The organism is Georgenia phoenicis, from assembly GCF_047302425.1.
Taxonomy (GTDB): Bacteria; Actinomycetota; Actinomycetes; order Actinomycetales; family Actinomycetaceae; genus Oceanitalea.
In genome coordinates, this window is record NZ_CP154855.1 from 1,863,219 (window position 1) to 1,879,249 (window position 16,031).

The window sequence follows — 16,031 nt, forward strand, 5'->3', positions numbered from 1 at the left end:
GGAGTGCTCAGAGGCCGAGCTCGGCCTCGAAGGCACCCTCCTCGAGACGCTTCTTGATCGTCTGCATGAAGCGGCCGGCGTCCGCACCGTCGACCAGGCGGTGGTCGTAGGTGAGGGGCAGGTAGACCATCGAGCGGATGCCGATCGTCTCGTTGCCGTCCGCGTCGGTGACGACGACGGGGCGCTTGACGATCGCACCCAGGCCGAGGATCGCGACCTCGGGCTGGTTGATGATCGGGGTGTCGAACAGCGCGCCGTTCGAGCCGAGGTTGGTGATGGTGAAGGTCGAGCCACCGAGCTCGTCGGGGGTGACCTTGTTGTCGCGGGTACGGGCCGCGAGGTCCGCGACGCGCTTGGAGATCCCGGCGATCGTGAGGTCACCGGCCTCCTTGATGACCGGCACGAGGAGCCCGCGGGGGGTGTCCACCGCGATGCCGATGTTCTCCTCGCCGTGGTAGACGATCTGGTCACCGTCGATCGAGGCGTTGAGGGCCGGGTGGGCCTTGAGCGCCTCGGTCGCCGCCTTGATGAAGAACGGCAGGTAGGTGAGCTTGACGCCCTCCCGCTCCTGGAAGCTGTTCTTCGCCTGGGCGCGCAGCTTGGCGATGCGGGTGACGTCCACCTCGATGACCGTGGTCAGCTGGGCGGAGGTGTCGAGGGACTCGATCATGCGCTTGGCGATGACCTTGCGCAGGCGCGACATCTTCTCGGTGGTGCCACGCAGCGGGGAGACCTCGGGGATCGAGGGCGCCTTCGCGGCCGGGGCCGCGGCCGGAGCCGGGGCCGCCTGCTGCTGGGCCTTCTCCGCGGCGGCGAGGACGTCCTCCTTGCGGATCCGCCCACCGACGCCGGTGCCCTGGAGGGAGTCGAGGTCGACGCCCTTGTCCTTGGCGAGCTTGCGCACGATCGGGGTGACGTAGGAGGTCTTGGCGGTCTCTGCGGCGCTCGGGCGCTCGGGGGCCGGGGTGGTCGAGGCCTCCTGCGGCGGCGTCTGCTGCTGCTCGGCCTTGGGCTGCTCGGCCTGCTTCGGCTCGCTGGGCGCGGGCGCGGCCTCCTCGGAGGGGACCGTGCTCGTCGCCGCACCCTGGTGCTGCTCGGCGCGCTGCTCGGAGGGCTGCTCGGCCTCCTTGGCCTGCTCCTCGGCGCCCTGCGGGGCCTCCTCGGTCGCGGACGCGGAGCCGCCGCCGCTCTCGCCGCCGATGACGGCGAGGTCGGTGCCGACCTCCACGGTCTCGTCCTCCTGGACGAGGATCTTGCTCAGCACACCGGCGTAGGGGGAGGGGACCTCGGTGTCGACCTTGTCGGTCGAGACCTCGAGCAGCGGCTCGTCGACCTCGACCTGCTCGCCCTCGCTCTTGAGCCAGCGGGTGACGGTGCCCTCGGTGACGGACTCACCGAGCGCGGGCATCTGGACCTTCTGGCCCTCGCCGGAGCCGGAGGACCCGGACGCGGACTGCTGCTGCGCCTCCTGGGCGACCTCCTGCTGGGAGGGCTGCTCCTGCTCGGCGGGCTGCTCCTGCTGGGCGGGCTCGGGGGCCTGCTCCTGCTCGGCGGGCTGCTCGTCCTGCGCGGGGGCGGAGTCGCCGCCACCCTCGCCGGAGCCGATGACGGCGAGCTCGGCGCCGACCTCGACGGTCTCGTCCTCCTGGACGAGGATCTTCTCGAGCACGCCGGCGAAGGGCGAGGGAACCTCGGTGTCGACCTTGTCGGTCGAGACCTCGAGCAGGGGCTCGTCGACCTCGACGCGGTCCCCCTCGTTCTTCAGCCAGCGGGTGACGGTTCCCTCGGTGACGGACTCGCCCAGGGCGGGCATCTGCACGGAGTCGGACATGACCTGGTGTCTCCTTCGATCGAGGGTCAGTTGTGGGAGTGCAGCGGCTTGCCCGCGAGGGCGAGGGCTGCCTCGCCAAGGGCCTCGTTCTGCGTGGGGTGGGCGTGGATGAGGGAGGCGACGTCCTCGGGGTACGCCTCCCAGTTGACGATGAGCTGACCCTCGCCGATGAGCTCACCGGCGCGGGACCCGATCATGTGCACGCCGACGATCGGGCCGTCCTTCTCGCGGACCAGCTTGACGAAGCCCGTGGTCTGCAGGATCTGGCTCTTGCCGTTGCCGGCGAGGTTGAAGTCGACAGTCTCGATCTCGCCGTACTGCTCCTTGGCCTGCGCCTCGGTGAGGCCGACCGAGGCGACCTCGGGCTCGCAGTAGGTGACGCGCGGGATGCCCGACTCGACGATCGCGGCGGGCTCGAGGCCGGCGATCTCCTCGGCGACGAACACGCCCTGCTGGAAGCCGCGGTGCGCGAGCTGGAGGCCCGGGACGATGTCGCCGACGGCGTAGATGTTGGCGACGCCGGTGTGGAGGCGCTCGTTGGTGAGGACGAAGCCGCGCTCCATGGGGATGCCCTGCTCCTCGTAGCCGAGGTTCGCCGTCGCCGGCCCGCGGCCGACGGCGACGAGCAGGAGCTCCGCCTCGTAGGTCTTGCCGTCCTCGGTGGACACGACGACGCCCGAGTCGTTCTGCTCGACGCCGGAGAAGCGGGTGCCGGTCGCGAAGTTGATCTTCCGCTTGCGGAAGGCGCGCTCGAGGGCCTTGGACAGGGAGATGTCCTCGTTGGGCACGAGGTTGGGCAGCGCCTCGATGATCGTGACGTCGACCCCGAAGGACTTCCACACGGAGGCGAACTCGACGCCGATGACGCCGCCGCCGAGGACGATCGCGCTCTTGGGCACGAAGTCGAGCTCGAGGGCCTGCTCGCTCGTGATGACGCGACCACCGATCTCAAGGCCGGGCAGGGAGCGGGCGTAGGAGCCGGTCGCGAGGATGATGTTGCGGCCGCGGTAGGTGGTGCCGTCGACCTCGACGGTGTCCTTGCCGGTGAGCCGGCCCCAGCCGGTGATGTAGTCGATCTTGCCGGCCTTGATCAGACCCTGCAGGCCCTTGTACAGGCGGCCGATGACGCCGTCCTTGTACGTGTTGACGGCCGACATGTCGATGCCCTCGAAGGAGCTGTTGACGCCGACGGCGTGGCTGTGCTGGATCTCGTCAGCGACGGCGGCGCTGTGGAGGAGGGCCTTGGTGGGGATGCACCCGCGGTGCAGGCAGGTGCCGCCGACCTTGTCGGCTTCGATCAGGGCGATGGACAGCCCGAGCTGGGCACCGCGCAGGGCTGCTGCGTAGCCTCCGCTCCCGGCTCCCAGGATGACCAGGTCGTAGACATTTCCTTCAGGGCTGTCGGTCACAAACCTCTCCTCGAGCACGCGTGGATCCCGGCCGGAGCCGGGGCTTCCCGTCCATCTTGTCACCGTCCGTACCGCGGGGACCACCTGACACAGTGTCCGTCGGGTCACAACCGCAGCCGTACGCTTGGGGCCATGCGGCTGTTCACCCGACGCAAGAAGCAGGGGACATCGAGCACCGAGGTCCCCACCGCGCAGCGGCGCGCGGAGGTCACGGCATACTTCCGCGAGTTCGTCTCCACCCGCGAGGGTGTCGAGGCCTACGTCGAACCTCCCACTCCCAACGACCCGACGACGATGGTGCTCGTCGCCCGCACGGGGGAGTGGACGCGTCGCCGCGTCCCCGACCAGAAGGCGGCCCGCGCCCTGGCGCGCGAGCTGGAGATCCCGGTGTACGACGTCAACCTCACCGGCTACCCGAGCAGCATGCGCCGCTGGAGCGCCGCCCAGCGCCGGAAGTAACAACTCTGCTCTCGGCGAGAGGAGGGGGGACGGGGGGTTCGCCCCGTCCTACGCCGAGAGCAGAGTTGTTGTCGGGTCAGCGGGTGGCGGCCTTCTCGAGGACGGTGAGCAGGGTGCGCAGGCCCATGCCGGTGCCGCCCTCGGGGGTGTAGCCGCGGGGGCTGCCCTCGTTGAAGGCGGGGCCGGCGATGTCGAGGTGCGCCCACGGCGTGTCCCCGACGAACTCCTTGAGGAACAGGCCGGCGACGAGCATCCCGCCGAAGCGGTCGCCCATGTTGGCGATGTCGGCGACCTGCGACTTCATCGAGTCGGCGAGCTCGGCGGGCAGCGGCATCGGCCAGAACTGCTCACCGGCGGCGCCCGCGGCGGCCACGACGTCCTCGCGCACGCCGTCGGTGCCCATGACCGCACCCACCTGCGAGCCGAGCGCGACCATCTGCGCGCCGGTCAGCGTGGCGATGTCGATGACGAGGTCGGGCTTCTCCTCGGTGGCGGCGACGAGGGCGTCGGCCATGACGAGGCGGCCCTCGGCGTCGGTGTTGAGCACCTCGACGGTCTTGCCGCCGCGGATCGTGATGACGTCCGAGGGGCGCTGCGCGGTGCCCGAGGGCATGTTCTCCGCGAGGGCGAGCCAGCCGATCACCTTGACGGGCAGCTCGAGGGCGGCGGCGGCGAGGACCGTGTGGAGCACGGTCGCGGCACCGGCCATGTCCATCTTCATCGTCTCCATGCCCTTGGCGGGCTTGATGGACAGGCCGCCGGAGTCGAAGGTGATGCCCTTGCCGACGAGGCCGACGTGGGTCTTCGCGCGGGCCGGGGAGTAGCTGACCTTGACGAGGCGCGGGGGCCGGGCCGAGCCCTTGCCCACGCCGATGAGGCCGCCGAAGCCGCCGGCGGCGAGCTCCTTCTCGTCGAGCACCGTGACCTTGACCTTCGTGCCCTTGGCGCCGGCCGTCGCCTCCTCGGCGAAGGACTCGGGGTAGAGGTCGGCGGGGGAGGCGTTGACGAGGTCGCGCACCCCGGCGACCGCGTCGGCGACGACGACGGCGCGGGCGTGGGCGGCCTTGGCCTCCTTGGACCGGGCGACCTCGGTGACGAGCTCGAGCCGGGCCACCGGGGCGGTCCGCGTGGCGCGGTACCGGTCGAAGCTGTAGGCGCCGAGGAGGGCGCCCTCGGCGACGGCGCCGACCTGCTCGGCGGTGTCCGCGGGCAGCGCGAGCGCGACGTCGGCGGTGCCGGCGAGCGAGCGCACGGCGGCGCCGGCCGCGCGGCGCAGCGCCTCGAGCTCCGGCGCGCCCTCACCCACGGTGCCCAGGCCCGTGAGGACGACGACGTCCGCGGCGAGCTCCTTGCCCGCCGCCACGCGCAGCACCTCGTCCGCCTTGCCGGTCACGCCCAGCGCCGGCAGCAGCGCCGTGAGGCTCTTGACGGTCGCGGAGGGGAGGTCGGCGCCCGGGACGAGGACCGCCTCCTCACCGCGCCGGCCCACGGCGACGACGACGGCGTCGGCCTGGATACGAGCAACGTTCTTCGTGGTCAGCGTCAGTTCAGTCACGCACCCGACTCTATCCGGCCCCTCTCGGCCACGGCACGGTGCGGAGGCCCTGCCCCGTTAGGATGACGCGGTGCTCCCCGTCGTCCTCGTCGTCTCGGTCCTTGCGGCCGTGCTGGGCGTGTGGGCACTCGTCTTCGCGGTGACCGACCGCGCGGTCGTGCTGCGCCAGCTCATCGCGGGGGGTGTGGTCGAGGGGGCGCTCGTCGTCCAGGGCCTCGTCCTCGCGGTCACGCAGGTGACGGGCTCGCTCACGAGCGACCCGATCCTCATGTGGGGCTACCTGCTCGTCGCGATGATGCTCCTGCCGGGAGCGGCCCTCGCCGCCTTCGTCGAGCGGACCCGGTGGAGCTCGATCGTCCTGGCCGTCGCGGCCCTCACCATCATCGTCATGGAGCTTCGGATGTGGCAGCTGTGGCAGGCATGAGCAAACAGCCGGTGCACACCGCACCGGCCACCGACGACCGCCCGCCCGCCCGTGGCGCCGGGCTGCTCGTCGTCGCCGTCTACGTCGTCTTCGCGCTGGCCGCGTCCGCGCGGGCGGGCGTCCAGCTCGTGCGGGAAGCCGCGGAGGCTCCGCTGGCCTACGGGCTGTCCGGGCTGGCCGCCGTCGTCTACGTCCTCGCCGCCGTCGCCCTGGCCCACAACGGCCGCCGGATGCGGCGCCTGGCGTGGACCGCCGTGACCATCGAGCTCGTCGGGGTCCTCGTCGTGGGGACGCTCAGCGTCGTCCAGCCCGAGCTCTTCCCGCGCGACACCGTGTGGTCGCACTTCGGCAGCGGCTACGGCTACGTCCCGCTCGTCCTTCCGGTACTCGGCCTGTTCTGGCTGTGGCGCTCGAGCCCGGGCCGGGTGGCCCGCGCGAACGAGAGCCGCTGACTCAGCCGCGCGCCAGCGCCCGGTTGACCGCCCCGGGCCAGCTCGGGCCCTGGTAGACGAAGGCCGTGTAGGCCTGGAGCAGGTCCGCCCCGGCGTCGAGCATGCGCCGCGCGGAGGCGACGTCGTCGATCCCGCCGACGCCGATGACGAGGGCGTCGGGTGCCAGCCGCCCGCGCAGGAGGCGCACGACCTCCAGCGCCCGCGCCTGCAGCGGCCGGCCCGAGAGCCCGCCGGGCCCGTGGTCGTGGGCGATGGTCGTGTTCGTCGCGACGACCCCGGCGAGCGACAGCTCGGTGACGAGGTCGGCCACGGCCGTGACGTCGTCGTCGGAGAGGTCGGGGGCGACCTTGACGAGGACGGGCACGCGGCGCCCGGCGGCGGCGTCGGCCTCGCGCTGCACGGCGGCGAGGATGGGACGCAGCGCGTCGACGGACTGCAGGTCGCGCAGCCCGGGCGTGTTGGGGGAGGAGACGTTGACCGTGAGGTAGTCGGCCCAGCGCGCGAGGAGCCGCGCGCTCGTCGCGTAGTCGCCGACGGCGTCCTCCACCGGCGTGACCCGCGACTTGCCGATGTTCACCCCGACGACGACGGAGCGGCCCCGCCGCGTGCCGCGCAGCGCCCGCAGCCGCTCGGCCGCCGCCTCCGCGCCGGCGTTGTTGAAGCCCATCCGGTTGCGCAGCGCCCCCTCCTCGGGGTGGCGCCACAGGCGGGGGCGGTCGTTGCCCGGCTGGGCGTGGGCGGTGACCGTGCCGATCTCGACGTGCCCAAAGCCGAGCATGTCCATGCCGAGCACGGTGCGGGCGTCCTTGTCCATGCCCGCGGCGAGGCCGAGCACACCCGGCACGGGCCGGCCCAGCGCCGTCGTCACGTGCCGGGCGGGCCGGCGGCCGAGCGTCGCGCGCACGGCGTGGGACGCCACCGGGGTGGCCGCGACGGCGCGGATGAGCCGCAGCGCGAGCTCGTGGGCCCGTTCGGGGTCGGTACGGACGAGCAGGGACCGGAAGACCAGGCGGTACAGGCGCACGGCGCCAGCCTAGCCAGCGCGGCGGGTCAGTCCGTGCGCTCGCCGCGCTTGACCTGTGGCTTGGGGGCGCGCAGGAAGCGGGGCTGGAAGAGCCGGCTGAAGGCGTAGATCCCGGTGAAGCGGGGGATCTCCTGCTCGTCGAAGCGCGCCCGGAGCTTGCGCTTGATGACGATCGACATGGCGATCGCGAAGACGAGGGAGATCGCGAAGGCGACATACATGACGATCATGCCGATGACCGCGATCTCGGGGATCATCGTGGCGAAGAAGAGCAGGATGATCGAGGCCATCGCGAGCGGGAGGAAGTACTCGCTCGGGCTGAAGCGGGCGTCGACGTAGTTGCGCACAAAGCGGCGCACCGGGCCCTTGTCCCGCAGCGGCAGGTAGCGCTCGTCGCCGGTGCGCATGGCCTCCTGCTGCCGCGCGTACAGCTCGTTGCGACGCTTGCGTGCCTCCGCCTTCGCCAGCTTGCGGTCCGTCGGCACGAGGGGGCGCTGGTTGCGCGCCTCGGCCTCCTTGCGCTTGGGGGTGGGGCGGCCCTTGCCCGCGGGCGTCACCTCGGGCGCCGGGGCGGGCGCCGGGGTCTCCTTCTTGCTCCGTCCGATCACCCCACGAGAGTAGTCGACGGCGGAGCCAGCCCGGGTGCGGGCCCGGGCGGGCAGGGCGATAGTGGACGACGCGGCGGGGCCCGCCACGCCGCTGTCACCGGCTGGAGGAGAACATGAGCGCCACCGTCCGCGAGGTCGCCCCCGGGGTGCACCTCGTCGCCCACGCCCACGTCAACTGCTACCTCGTCGAGGACGACGACGGCGTCACGCTCGTCGACGCGGGCCTGCCGGCCGTGTGGCGCCCGCTGGGCGAGGCTATCCGCGCGATCGGCCGGCGCCCGCGCGACCTGCGGGCCCTCGTCCTCACCCACGCCCACTTCGACCACGTCGGCGTCGTGCGCAGGATCCAGGGCCTGGGGATCCCCGTGTGGGCGACGGCGCAGGAGCACCACCTCGTCGCCCACCCCTTCTCCTACGCCCACGAGAACCCGCGGGCGCTCTACCCGATCCGTCACCCCGCCGCCGTGCCGATCCTCACGTCGATGCTCCTCGCCGGCCTGCCCCTCGTGCGCGGCACCACCGGCGTGCGGACGCTGGCCACCGAGGGGGTGCTCGACGTGCCCGGCCGCCCGCGCGTCGTGCCCACCCCCGGCCACACCTACGGGCACGTGGCGCTGCACCTGCCCGACCGCGACGTCGTCATCTCCGGTGACGCGCTCGTCACCCTCGACCCGTACACGGCGCAGACCGGCCCGCGGATCGTCGCCGGCGCCGCCACGGCCGACTTCGCGATGAGCTTCGCCTCCCTCGAGGCGATCGCGGAGACCGGCGCGGGCACGGTGCTCCCGGGCCACGGCGAGCCGTGGACCCAGGGCGCGGAGGCCGCCGTCGAGCACGCCCGCGCCGCGGGGGCCGCCTGACAGGTCCCGGCGCCGCGCGACTAGGCTGCCAGGGTGACCATCGAGGACCTCACCACCCGGACCGCCGCCGAGTTCCCCCGCATCCGCAGCGACCTCGAGTCGCTCGTGCGCATCCCCAGCGTCTCGGCGCCCTCCTTCGACCCGAAGCACCTGGAGGACAGCGCCGCCGCCGTCGCGCAGCTCTTCCGCGACGCGGGCCTGCCCGAGGTCGAGGTCGTGCGGGTGACCGGCCCCGACGGCCGCCCCGGCGCGCCCGCCGTCCTCGGCCACCGGCCCGCCCCCGCCGGCGCACCCACCGTGCTGCTCTACGCCCACCACGACGTCCAGCCGCCCGGCGACCCCGCGGCGTGGGACTCCCCGCCCTTCGAGCCCACCGAGCGCGGCGGGCGGCTCTACGGCCGCGGCGCCGCCGACGACAAGGCCGGGATCATGGCCCACGTCGGGGCGCTGCGCGTGCTCGGCGAGGAGCTGGGCGTCGGCGTCACCGTCTTCAGCGAGGGGGAGGAGGAGATCGGCTCCCCGACCTTCCGCTCCTTCCTCGAGACCTACCGCGACCGGCTGGCAGCCGACGTCATCGTCGTCGCCGACTCCTCCAACTGGAAGGTCGGCGTCCCCGGCCTCACCACGTCCCTGCGCGGTCTCGTCGACTGCACGGTCGAGCTGACCGTGCTCGACCACGCCGTCCACTCCGGCATGTTCGGCGGCCCCGTCCTCGACGCGCTCACGCTCATGTCGCGCCTGGTCGCCACGCTCCACGACGCCGACGGGAACGTCGCCGTGCCCGGCCTCGTCACGAGCGACGACGTCGCCGTCGACTACCCCGAGGCGGACTTCCGCGCCGACGCCGGCGTGCTCGACGGCGTGCGGCTGGCCGGGACCGGGCCGCTCGCCTCCCGGCTGTGGACCAAGCCGGCGATCTCCCTCATCGGGCTCGACGCGACGAGCGTGGACCACTCCTCCAACACCGTCATCCCCTCCGCCCGCGCGAAACTCTCCATGCGCATCGCGCCCGGGCAGGACCCGGCCGCCGCCGAACGCGCCCTGCACGACCACCTCGTCGCCAACGCGCCCTTCGGTGCCCGCGTCACCGTGACGCCGGGGGAGACCGGGCAGGCCTTCCAGGCGCCCGAGGACTCCCCGGCGATGCAGGCCGCCCGCTGGGCCTTCACCACCGCGTGGGGCACCGAGCCGGTGGACCTCGGCGTGGGCGGGTCGATCCCCTTCATCGCCGACCTCGCCGAGGTGTACCCGCAGGCCGCGATCCTCGTCACCGGTGTGGAGGACCCCGACTCGCGAGCCCACTCGGAGAACGAGTCGGTGCACCTCGGTGAGCTGGAGAAGGTCGTCCTCGCCGAGGCGCTCCTCCTCGCCCGCCTCGCCGACCGCCTGTGACCGCGCCCCACGGCGGAACGGAGGCCACGTGCGGCTGCTCCTGAGCCCCGGACGCCTGTCCGGTGCCCTCAGCGCGGCCCAGGTCGCCGCGGCCGTGCGCCGCGGCTGGCTGGAGACCGCCCCGGGGACGCAGGTCCGGGCGCTGCCGATGTCCGACGGCGCGGCGGGCCTGCTCGACGCCGTCCACACCGCCCGCGGCGGGGAGCTCGTCTCCGTCACCGCCCGCGGGCCGCTGGGCGAGCCGGTGCCGGCGACCCTCCTCCACGTCCCCGGCGCCGGCGGCGGCACCGCCTACGTCGAGGCCGGGCAGGTGCTCGGCCGCCAGCTCGTCCCGGCCGGCCAGGAGCTGCGCCACGCCGAGGACGGCTCCAGTGCCGGCCTCGGCGAGCTGCTCCTCGCCGCCCGCGACCTCGGGGCGAGTCGCGTCGTCGTCGGCCTGGGGGAGTCGGCCACGCACGACGGCGGCGCCGGCCTGGTCCGCGCCCTCGCCGGCGCGGAACCCGCCGCCGACATCGACGACGAGCTGCTCGCCGCGGCGCACCGCGTGCTCGCGGGGGCCGACGTCGTCGTCGCCGGCGCGACGCAGGTGCCCCTCCTCGGGCTGCACGGCGCCGGTGCCCTCCTGTCCGACCGCCTCGGTCCCGCCGAGGCGCAGCGGCTCGACACCCGCGCCGGTGAGCTCGCCGCCCACCTCGAACGTCTCGGGCGCTCCCTGCCGGCCCGCACGGCGCTCCTGCCCGCGCCCGGCGGGCACGGCGGCGCGGCGCGCCCGGGACGCGCCGACGGCTCGGGCGCCGGGGGAGGCGCCGCCCATGCCCTCACCGTCCTCGGCGGGCGGCTGCTGCACGGACCCGACGTCGTCGCCGCCGAGATCGGCGTGCCGGAGGCGGTGGCGGGGGCCGACGTCGTCCTCACCGCGACGGCGGTGCTCGACGCCCCCGCGGTCGACAGCTCCGTCGTCGCGACGGTCGGGCGTGCCGCGATGGAGCTCGGCCTGCCCGTCGTCGTCCTGGCCGAGGAGGTGCACACCTCCCGGCGGGAGGTCGCCCGCGCGGGTATCAGTGCCACCTACGCGACCGGCGACGGCGGCGTCGAGGGCCTGGAGCGCTGGGCCCAACGTCTTGCGCGCACCTGGGCCCTCGAGGCGTAGGCTGGACGGGAACAACCGCGGCCGCGCCGTGGTTGGCCCGGTTGTACAGCCCCAACACAGCGGAGATGTGAGCATGAGCGAGACGACGGCCACGACGCCCACCGAGGTCCCGACCCACGAGATCGAACTCACCGACGTCGCCGCCCAGAAGGTCAGGACGCTCCTCGCACAGGAGGGTCGCGACGACCTGCGGCTGCGGATCGCCGTGCAGCCCGGCGGCTGCTCCGGCCTCATCTACCAGCTCTACTTCGACGAGCGCTTCCTCGACGGCGACGCCGTGCGCGACTTCGGTGGCGTCGAGGTCGTCGTCGACAAGATGAGCGTGCCCTACCTCGCCGGCGCGACGATCGACTTCGCCGACACCATCGAGAAGCAGGGCTTCACGATCGACAACCCCAACGCCGGCGGCTCCTGCGCCTGCGGCGACTCCTTCCACTGAGACACGCCGCCGGCCCGCCGGCGGAGCGCCTCCCGGACGGCCCGTGTGGGACCAGGGTTACACCCCTGGCCCGGCGGGCCGTTTCGCGTACCAGGGCGGTTGTAGCGGTAAGGTGGCTGACGGGACGTAGGTCCTGTCTGAAATGCCCTAAACGCGTCGTGTCGGAAGGTCTTGAAGTGCGATCACCGTCCTCCGGTAGCCGCTCGCCCCGCGGTTGGCGACTGGTAGTCCTGGGCCTCGTTGCGGCCCTCACCCTCGCTGGTTGCGCCGAGCTCGGGGCCCCGCGGAACGGCTTCCTGCCGTCCGAGCCGGGCCTCACCGACAAGACCGAGTCGATCATCAACCACTGGAGCGGCGCCTGGGTCGCCGCCCTCGCCGTCGGCGTCATCGTGTGGGGCCTGACGATCTGGTGCGTCGTCGCCTACCGCAAGCGCAAGAACGACAACGCGCTGCCGGTCCAGCTGCGGTACCACGTGCCGCTGGAGCTCATGTACGTCGTCGTCCCGATCCTCATGATCGGCGTCCTGTACTTCTACTCCACCCAGGTCACCCACGAGCTCACCGACGTGAGCGAGGAGCCGGACCTCACCATCCAGGCCTACGGCAAGCAGTGGAGCTGGGACTTCAACTACATCGACGACGGCGTCTACTTCGAGGGCGGCCGCGTCGAGCTCACCGGTGAGGAGGGCGTCGAGGAGACTCTCCCGACCCTCTACCTGCCGGTCGGGGAGACCGTGGAGTTCATCGTCGACTCCCGCGACGTCCAGCACTCGTTCTGGATCCCCGCCTTCCTCTTCAAGATCGACATGATCCCGGGGCACACGAACTCCTTCCAGGTGACGCCGCAGGAGGAGGGCAGCTACCAGGGCAAGTGCGCCGAGCTCTGCGGTGAGTTCCACTCGGAGATGCTCTTCAACGTGGAGGTCGTGGACCGCGAGACCTACGACGCCGAGATGGACGCGCTGCGCGAGGCCGGCAACGTCGGCGTGCGTGGCGAGGAGTACAACCGCGTGTACGACCAGCGCGGATACCTGCAGGACGGAACGGGGAACAACTGATGGCCACCACAGACCAGGCACGCACCGAGCTCGTCCCCGGGCTGCGGCCCGAGCGGCAGAGCCTGGGGCGCACGGTCGTCAGCTGGGTCACTTCGACCGACCACAAGGTCATCGGGTACCTCTACCTCATCACCGCCTTCGCCTTCTTCCTCATCGGCGGCGTGCTCGCCATGGCGATGCGCCTGGAGCTCTTCGACCCCGGCATGGCGCTGTTCCAGTCCAAGGAGCAGTACAACCAGTTCTTCACCATGCACGGCACGATCATGCTGTTCCTCTTCGCGACGCCGCTGTTCACCGGCTTCGGGAACGTGTTCGTGCCGCTGCAGATCGGCGCCCCTGACGTCGCCTTCCCGCGGCTCAACATGTTCAGCTACTGGCTGTTCCTCTTCGGTGGGCTCATCGCGCTGGCCGGCTTCCTCACCCCGAAGGGTGCGGCGAGCTTCGGCTGGACGGCCTACACGCCGCTGTCGCTCGAGCCCTTCTCACCGGGCCTCGGTGGCCACCTGTGGGTCATGGGCATCGCGCTCACCGGTTTCGGCACGATCTTCGGCTCGGTCAACTTCATCGCGACGATCATCACGATGCGCATGCCCGGCATGACGATGTTCCGGATGCCGATCTTCACCTGGAACATCCTCATCACCTCGCTGCTCGTCCTCATGGCCTTCCCGGTCCTGGCCGCCGCGCTGTTCGGCCTGGCCTTCGACCGCGTGCTCGGCGGGCAGATCTACAACCCGGAGAGCGGAGGGGCGCTGCTGTGGCAGCACCTGTTCTGGTTCTTCGGCCACCCCGAGGTGTACGTCATCGCGCTGCCGTTCTTCGGCATCATCAGCGAGGTCCTGCCCGTCTTCTCCCGCAAGCCGATCTTCGGCTACAAGGGCATCGTCTTCGCGACCATCGCGATCGCCGCCCTGTCGATGACCGTGTGGGCCCACCACATGTACACGACCGGTGGCGCGCTGCTGGACTTCTTCGCGCTCATGACGATGCTCATCGCGGTTCCGACCGGTGTGAAGTTCTTCAACTGGATCGGCACGATGTGGCGCGGCAAGCTCACCTTCGAGACGCCGATGCTGTGGTCGCTGGGCTTCCTCGTCACCTTCCTCTTCGGTGGCGTCACCGGCATCATCCTCGCCAGCCCGGCGATGGACTTCCAGGTCCACGACTCCTACTTCGTCGTCGCGCACTTCCACTACACCGTCTTCGGCACCGTGGTGTTCGCGATGTTCGCCGGCTTCTACTTCTGGTGGCCGAAGATGACCGGGCGCATGCTCAACGAGCGCCTGGGCAAGGTGCACTTCTGGATGCTCTTCCTCGGTTTCCACGGCACCTTCCTCATCCAGCACTGGCTCGGCGCGCAGGGTATGCCCCGCCGCTACCCCGACTACATGGTCGAGGACGGCTTCACGCTGATGAACCAGGTCTCCACCGTGGGTGCCGCGCTGCTCACCCTCTCCACGCTGCCCTTCCTGTGGAACGTCTACGTGACCTCCCGCGGGCCGCGCACCGTGTTCGTCGACGACCCGTGGGGCTTCGCGAACTCCCTGGAGTGGGCCACGAGCTGCCCGCCGCCGCGGCACAACTTCACCTCCCTGCCCCGCATCCGCTCCGAGCGTCCGGCCTTCGACCTGCACCACCCCGAGGTCGCGGCGATGGACCAGGCGGCGGTCCCGGACCAGGGCGTGCTCGAGCAGGCACTGGGCGACGCCCAGCGCACCGGTGGCGGCGACGCCGCGGCCCAGTCGCAGCCGGGACGCACGTCCACGGCCACGCTCGAGCGTGAGGACGACGACGAGAAGAAGGGCAAGGCCTGATGGCACGCGAGCACGACCGCGCTCCCGGCGAGCAGTCCGCGGAGCACCCCAAGCCCATGTCGGTGGAGAAGTGGCTCTTCATCGCCGGAGTCGTCTTCTTCCTGCCGGTTGCGCTGGTCTACGCCTTCTGGACCGACTGGGAGCCGGTCGGGACCGTTGCCCTGTTCCTCCTCGTGGGGCTCTACGGCCTCGCGGGCTTCTACCTCGCGCTGGTCGCCCGGCGCGTGGACCCGCGCCCGGAGGACAACCCGGTCAGCGACGTCGACGAGCACGCCGGTGAGATGGGCGTCTACTCGCCGCACTCGTGGTGGCCGCTGGTGCTCGGCGTCGCCGCCGCCCTCGCCTTCGCCGGCGTGGCGGTCGGCTGGTGGGTCTTCGGCATCGGCATCGCTGTCGGCGTCATCGGCCTCGTGGGCCACACCTACGAGTTCTCCCGGGGCCAGCACGCCCACTGAGCGGCCCTGACACGTCCTGACGGGCGGCACTCCCTCGCGGGGTGCCGCCCGTCTGGCGTTTCCGGGGGTCGTGGCGCGGGCCTCGTGCGGAAGGTACCGCCTGCACACCGTGTGGACCCTGCGACCCCTGAGAGGTCGAATCCCACACCTAAGCTGCCCGACCTCGTGAGTGCCACCGGTGCGCCTCGTCGAGTGCGTACGGTGCCCCAGAGGCCCACAGGGACGTGGACGGCGTCGGCGCCGGCGCTGTCATCACAACGTGTGGGCGTTGTGACCCCTGGGAGCTCGAGTCCCATACAGGGCGACCTCCGAGTGCCGCGGCCCAGGTGGCGGCGCCACGACGAAGGCCCGGCACCCCCTGGTGGGGCTGCCGGGCCTTCGTGGGCGCTACGGGTGCGTCAGACGACCGTGACGGGGGTGATGAGGCCCGCCGTCTGGGTGCGCGCACGCTCGAGGCGAGCGGCGACGTCGCGCCAGTTGACGATGTTCCAGAACGCCTTGACGTAGTCCGCCTTGACGTTGAGGTAGTCGAGGTAGAAGGCGTGCTCCCACATGTCGAGCATGAGGACCGGCGTCAGGCCGAGGGGCACGTTGCCCTGCTGGTCGAAGAGCTGGAAGATCGACAGCTTCTGACCGATGGAGTCCCAGGCCAGGACGGACCAGCCGGAGCCCTGGATGCTCGTCGCGTTGGCGGTGAACTGCGCCTTGAAGCCCTCGAAGGAACCGAGCTGGTCCTTGATGGCCTCGGCGAGCTCGCCCTCCGGCTCACCGCCGCCCTCGGGGGAGAGGTTGTTCCAGAAGACCGTGTGGTTGACGTGCCCGCCGAGGTTGAAGGCGAGGTTCTTCTCGTAGAGGTTGATGGCGGCGTTGTCGCCGCTCTCGCGGGCCTCGGCGAGCTTCTCGAGGGCGGTGTTCGCGCCGTCGACGTAGGTCTTGTGGTGACGGTCGTGGTGCAGCTCCATGATCTTGCCGCTGATGTGCGGCTCGAGGGCGCTGTAGTCGTACGGGAGCTCCGGCAGGGTGTACACGGTCATGTGTCTCCTCCTCAGTTCGTCCCGGTGCGGGACCGCACCGGCGTACATATGGCATGTGCCCGGCAGT

General features: G+C 71.8%; 16 protein-coding genes. 10 read left to right on the forward strand and 6 right to left on the reverse strand.

Annotated elements, in window-relative coordinates:
* Window positions 1-7: 7 nt before the first annotated feature.
* Together sucB and lpdA are read right to left on the reverse strand one after the other, a co-directional pair.
* Window positions 8-1,831: a 2-oxoglutarate dehydrogenase, E2 component, dihydrolipoamide succinyltransferase gene (sucB, locus tag AA0005_RS08805; protein WP_413453039.1), complete on the reverse strand. Its 1,824-nt coding sequence runs from the start codon at window positions 1,829-1,831 to the stop codon at window positions 8-10.
* A 26-nt stretch (window positions 1,832-1,857) separates the two neighbouring features.
* On the reverse strand, window positions 1,858-3,240 hold the full coding sequence (gene lpdA, locus AA0005_RS08810) for a dihydrolipoyl dehydrogenase (protein ID WP_413453040.1): 1,383 nt from the start codon (window positions 3,238-3,240) through the stop codon (window positions 1,858-1,860).
* A gap of 132 nt (window positions 3,241-3,372) precedes the next feature.
* On the opposite strand from lpdA, the gene AA0005_RS08815 reads away from it, so the two are divergent.
* A complete protein-coding gene (locus AA0005_RS08815; protein WP_413453041.1) occupies window positions 3,373-3,699 on the forward strand; it encodes an oxidoreductase in 327 nt (108 codons plus the stop codon).
* Between the two features lie 76 nt (window positions 3,700-3,775).
* Here AA0005_RS08815 and AA0005_RS08820 read toward each other — a convergent pair whose 3' ends face one another.
* A complete protein-coding gene (locus AA0005_RS08820; protein WP_413449806.1) occupies window positions 3,776-5,254 on the reverse strand; it encodes a leucyl aminopeptidase in 1,479 nt (492 codons plus the stop codon).
* A gap of 70 nt (window positions 5,255-5,324) precedes the next feature.
* Here AA0005_RS08820 and AA0005_RS08825 point away from each other — a divergent pair, with 70 nt between their 5' ends.
* Window positions 5,325-5,678 (forward strand): hypothetical protein, encoded by a 354-nt coding sequence (locus tag AA0005_RS08825; RefSeq protein WP_413449807.1) that lies wholly within the window; start codon window positions 5,325-5,327, stop codon window positions 5,676-5,678.
* Window positions 5,675-6,130: a hypothetical protein gene (locus AA0005_RS08830; protein WP_413449808.1), complete on the forward strand. Its 456-nt coding sequence runs from the start codon at window positions 5,675-5,677 to the stop codon at window positions 6,128-6,130. The genes AA0005_RS08825 and AA0005_RS08830 overlap by 4 nt, the downstream gene beginning before the upstream one ends.
* Before the next feature lies 1 nt (window position 6,131).
* On the opposite strand, the gene AA0005_RS08835 is transcribed toward AA0005_RS08830, so the two are convergent.
* Together AA0005_RS08835 and AA0005_RS08840 are read right to left on the reverse strand one after the other, a co-directional pair.
* Window positions 6,132-7,148, reverse strand: coding sequence for a quinone-dependent dihydroorotate dehydrogenase (locus tag AA0005_RS08835; RefSeq protein WP_413453076.1), 1,017 nt, complete (start codon window positions 7,146-7,148; stop codon window positions 6,132-6,134).
* A gap of 32 nt (window positions 7,149-7,180) precedes the next feature.
* On the reverse strand, window positions 7,181-7,762 hold the full coding sequence (locus tag AA0005_RS08840; protein WP_413449809.1) for a DUF3043 domain-containing protein: 582 nt from the start codon (window positions 7,760-7,762) through the stop codon (window positions 7,181-7,183).
* A 113-nt stretch (window positions 7,763-7,875) separates the two neighbouring features.
* Here AA0005_RS08840 and AA0005_RS08845 point away from each other — a divergent pair, with 113 nt between their 5' ends.
* The 7 genes from AA0005_RS08845 to AA0005_RS08875 all read left to right on the forward strand — a co-directional run bounded on the left by AA0005_RS08845 (window position 7,876) and on the right by AA0005_RS08875 (window position 14,930).
* Window positions 7,876-8,622, forward strand: coding sequence for an MBL fold metallo-hydrolase (locus tag AA0005_RS08845; RefSeq protein WP_413449810.1), 747 nt, complete (start codon window positions 7,876-7,878; stop codon window positions 8,620-8,622).
* Window positions 8,623-8,655: 33 nt separating this feature from the next.
* Window positions 8,656-10,014 carry a dipeptidase gene (locus AA0005_RS08850; protein WP_413449811.1) on the forward strand — a complete coding sequence of 453 codons (1,359 nt, stop codon included), beginning with the start codon at window positions 8,656-8,658 and terminating at the stop codon, window positions 10,012-10,014.
* Between the two features lie 28 nt (window positions 10,015-10,042).
* Window positions 10,043-11,164: a glycerate kinase gene (locus tag AA0005_RS08855; RefSeq protein WP_413449812.1), complete on the forward strand. Its 1,122-nt coding sequence runs from the start codon at window positions 10,043-10,045 to the stop codon at window positions 11,162-11,164.
* 73 nt (window positions 11,165-11,237) lie between these two features.
* Window positions 11,238-11,603 (forward strand): HesB/IscA family protein, encoded by a 366-nt coding sequence (locus tag AA0005_RS08860; protein ID WP_413449813.1) that lies wholly within the window; start codon window positions 11,238-11,240, stop codon window positions 11,601-11,603.
* Window positions 11,604-11,779: 176 nt separating this feature from the next.
* Window positions 11,780-12,661, forward strand: a complete 882-nt coding sequence (gene coxB, locus AA0005_RS08865; protein WP_413449814.1) for a cytochrome c oxidase subunit II — start codon at window positions 11,780-11,782, stop codon at window positions 12,659-12,661.
* The gene (gene ctaD / locus AA0005_RS08870; RefSeq protein ID WP_413449815.1) at window positions 12,661-14,475 is read left to right on the forward strand and encodes a cytochrome c oxidase subunit I; all 1,815 of its coding nucleotides are present in this window, start codon (window positions 12,661-12,663) and stop codon (window positions 14,473-14,475) included. The genes coxB and ctaD overlap by 1 nt, the downstream gene beginning before the upstream one ends.
* On the forward strand, window positions 14,475-14,930 hold the full coding sequence (locus AA0005_RS08875) for a cytochrome c oxidase subunit 4 (protein WP_413449816.1): 456 nt from the start codon (window positions 14,475-14,477) through the stop codon (window positions 14,928-14,930). The genes ctaD and AA0005_RS08875 overlap by 1 nt, the downstream gene beginning before the upstream one ends.
* A 398-nt stretch (window positions 14,931-15,328) precedes the next feature.
* Here the strand turns inward: AA0005_RS08875 and AA0005_RS08880 are convergent, their stop codons facing one another.
* Window positions 15,329-15,964 carry a superoxide dismutase gene (locus AA0005_RS08880; protein ID WP_413449817.1) on the reverse strand — a complete coding sequence of 212 codons (636 nt, stop codon included), beginning with the start codon at window positions 15,962-15,964 and terminating at the stop codon, window positions 15,329-15,331.
* Between the last annotated feature and the right edge of the window lie 67 nt (window positions 15,965-16,031).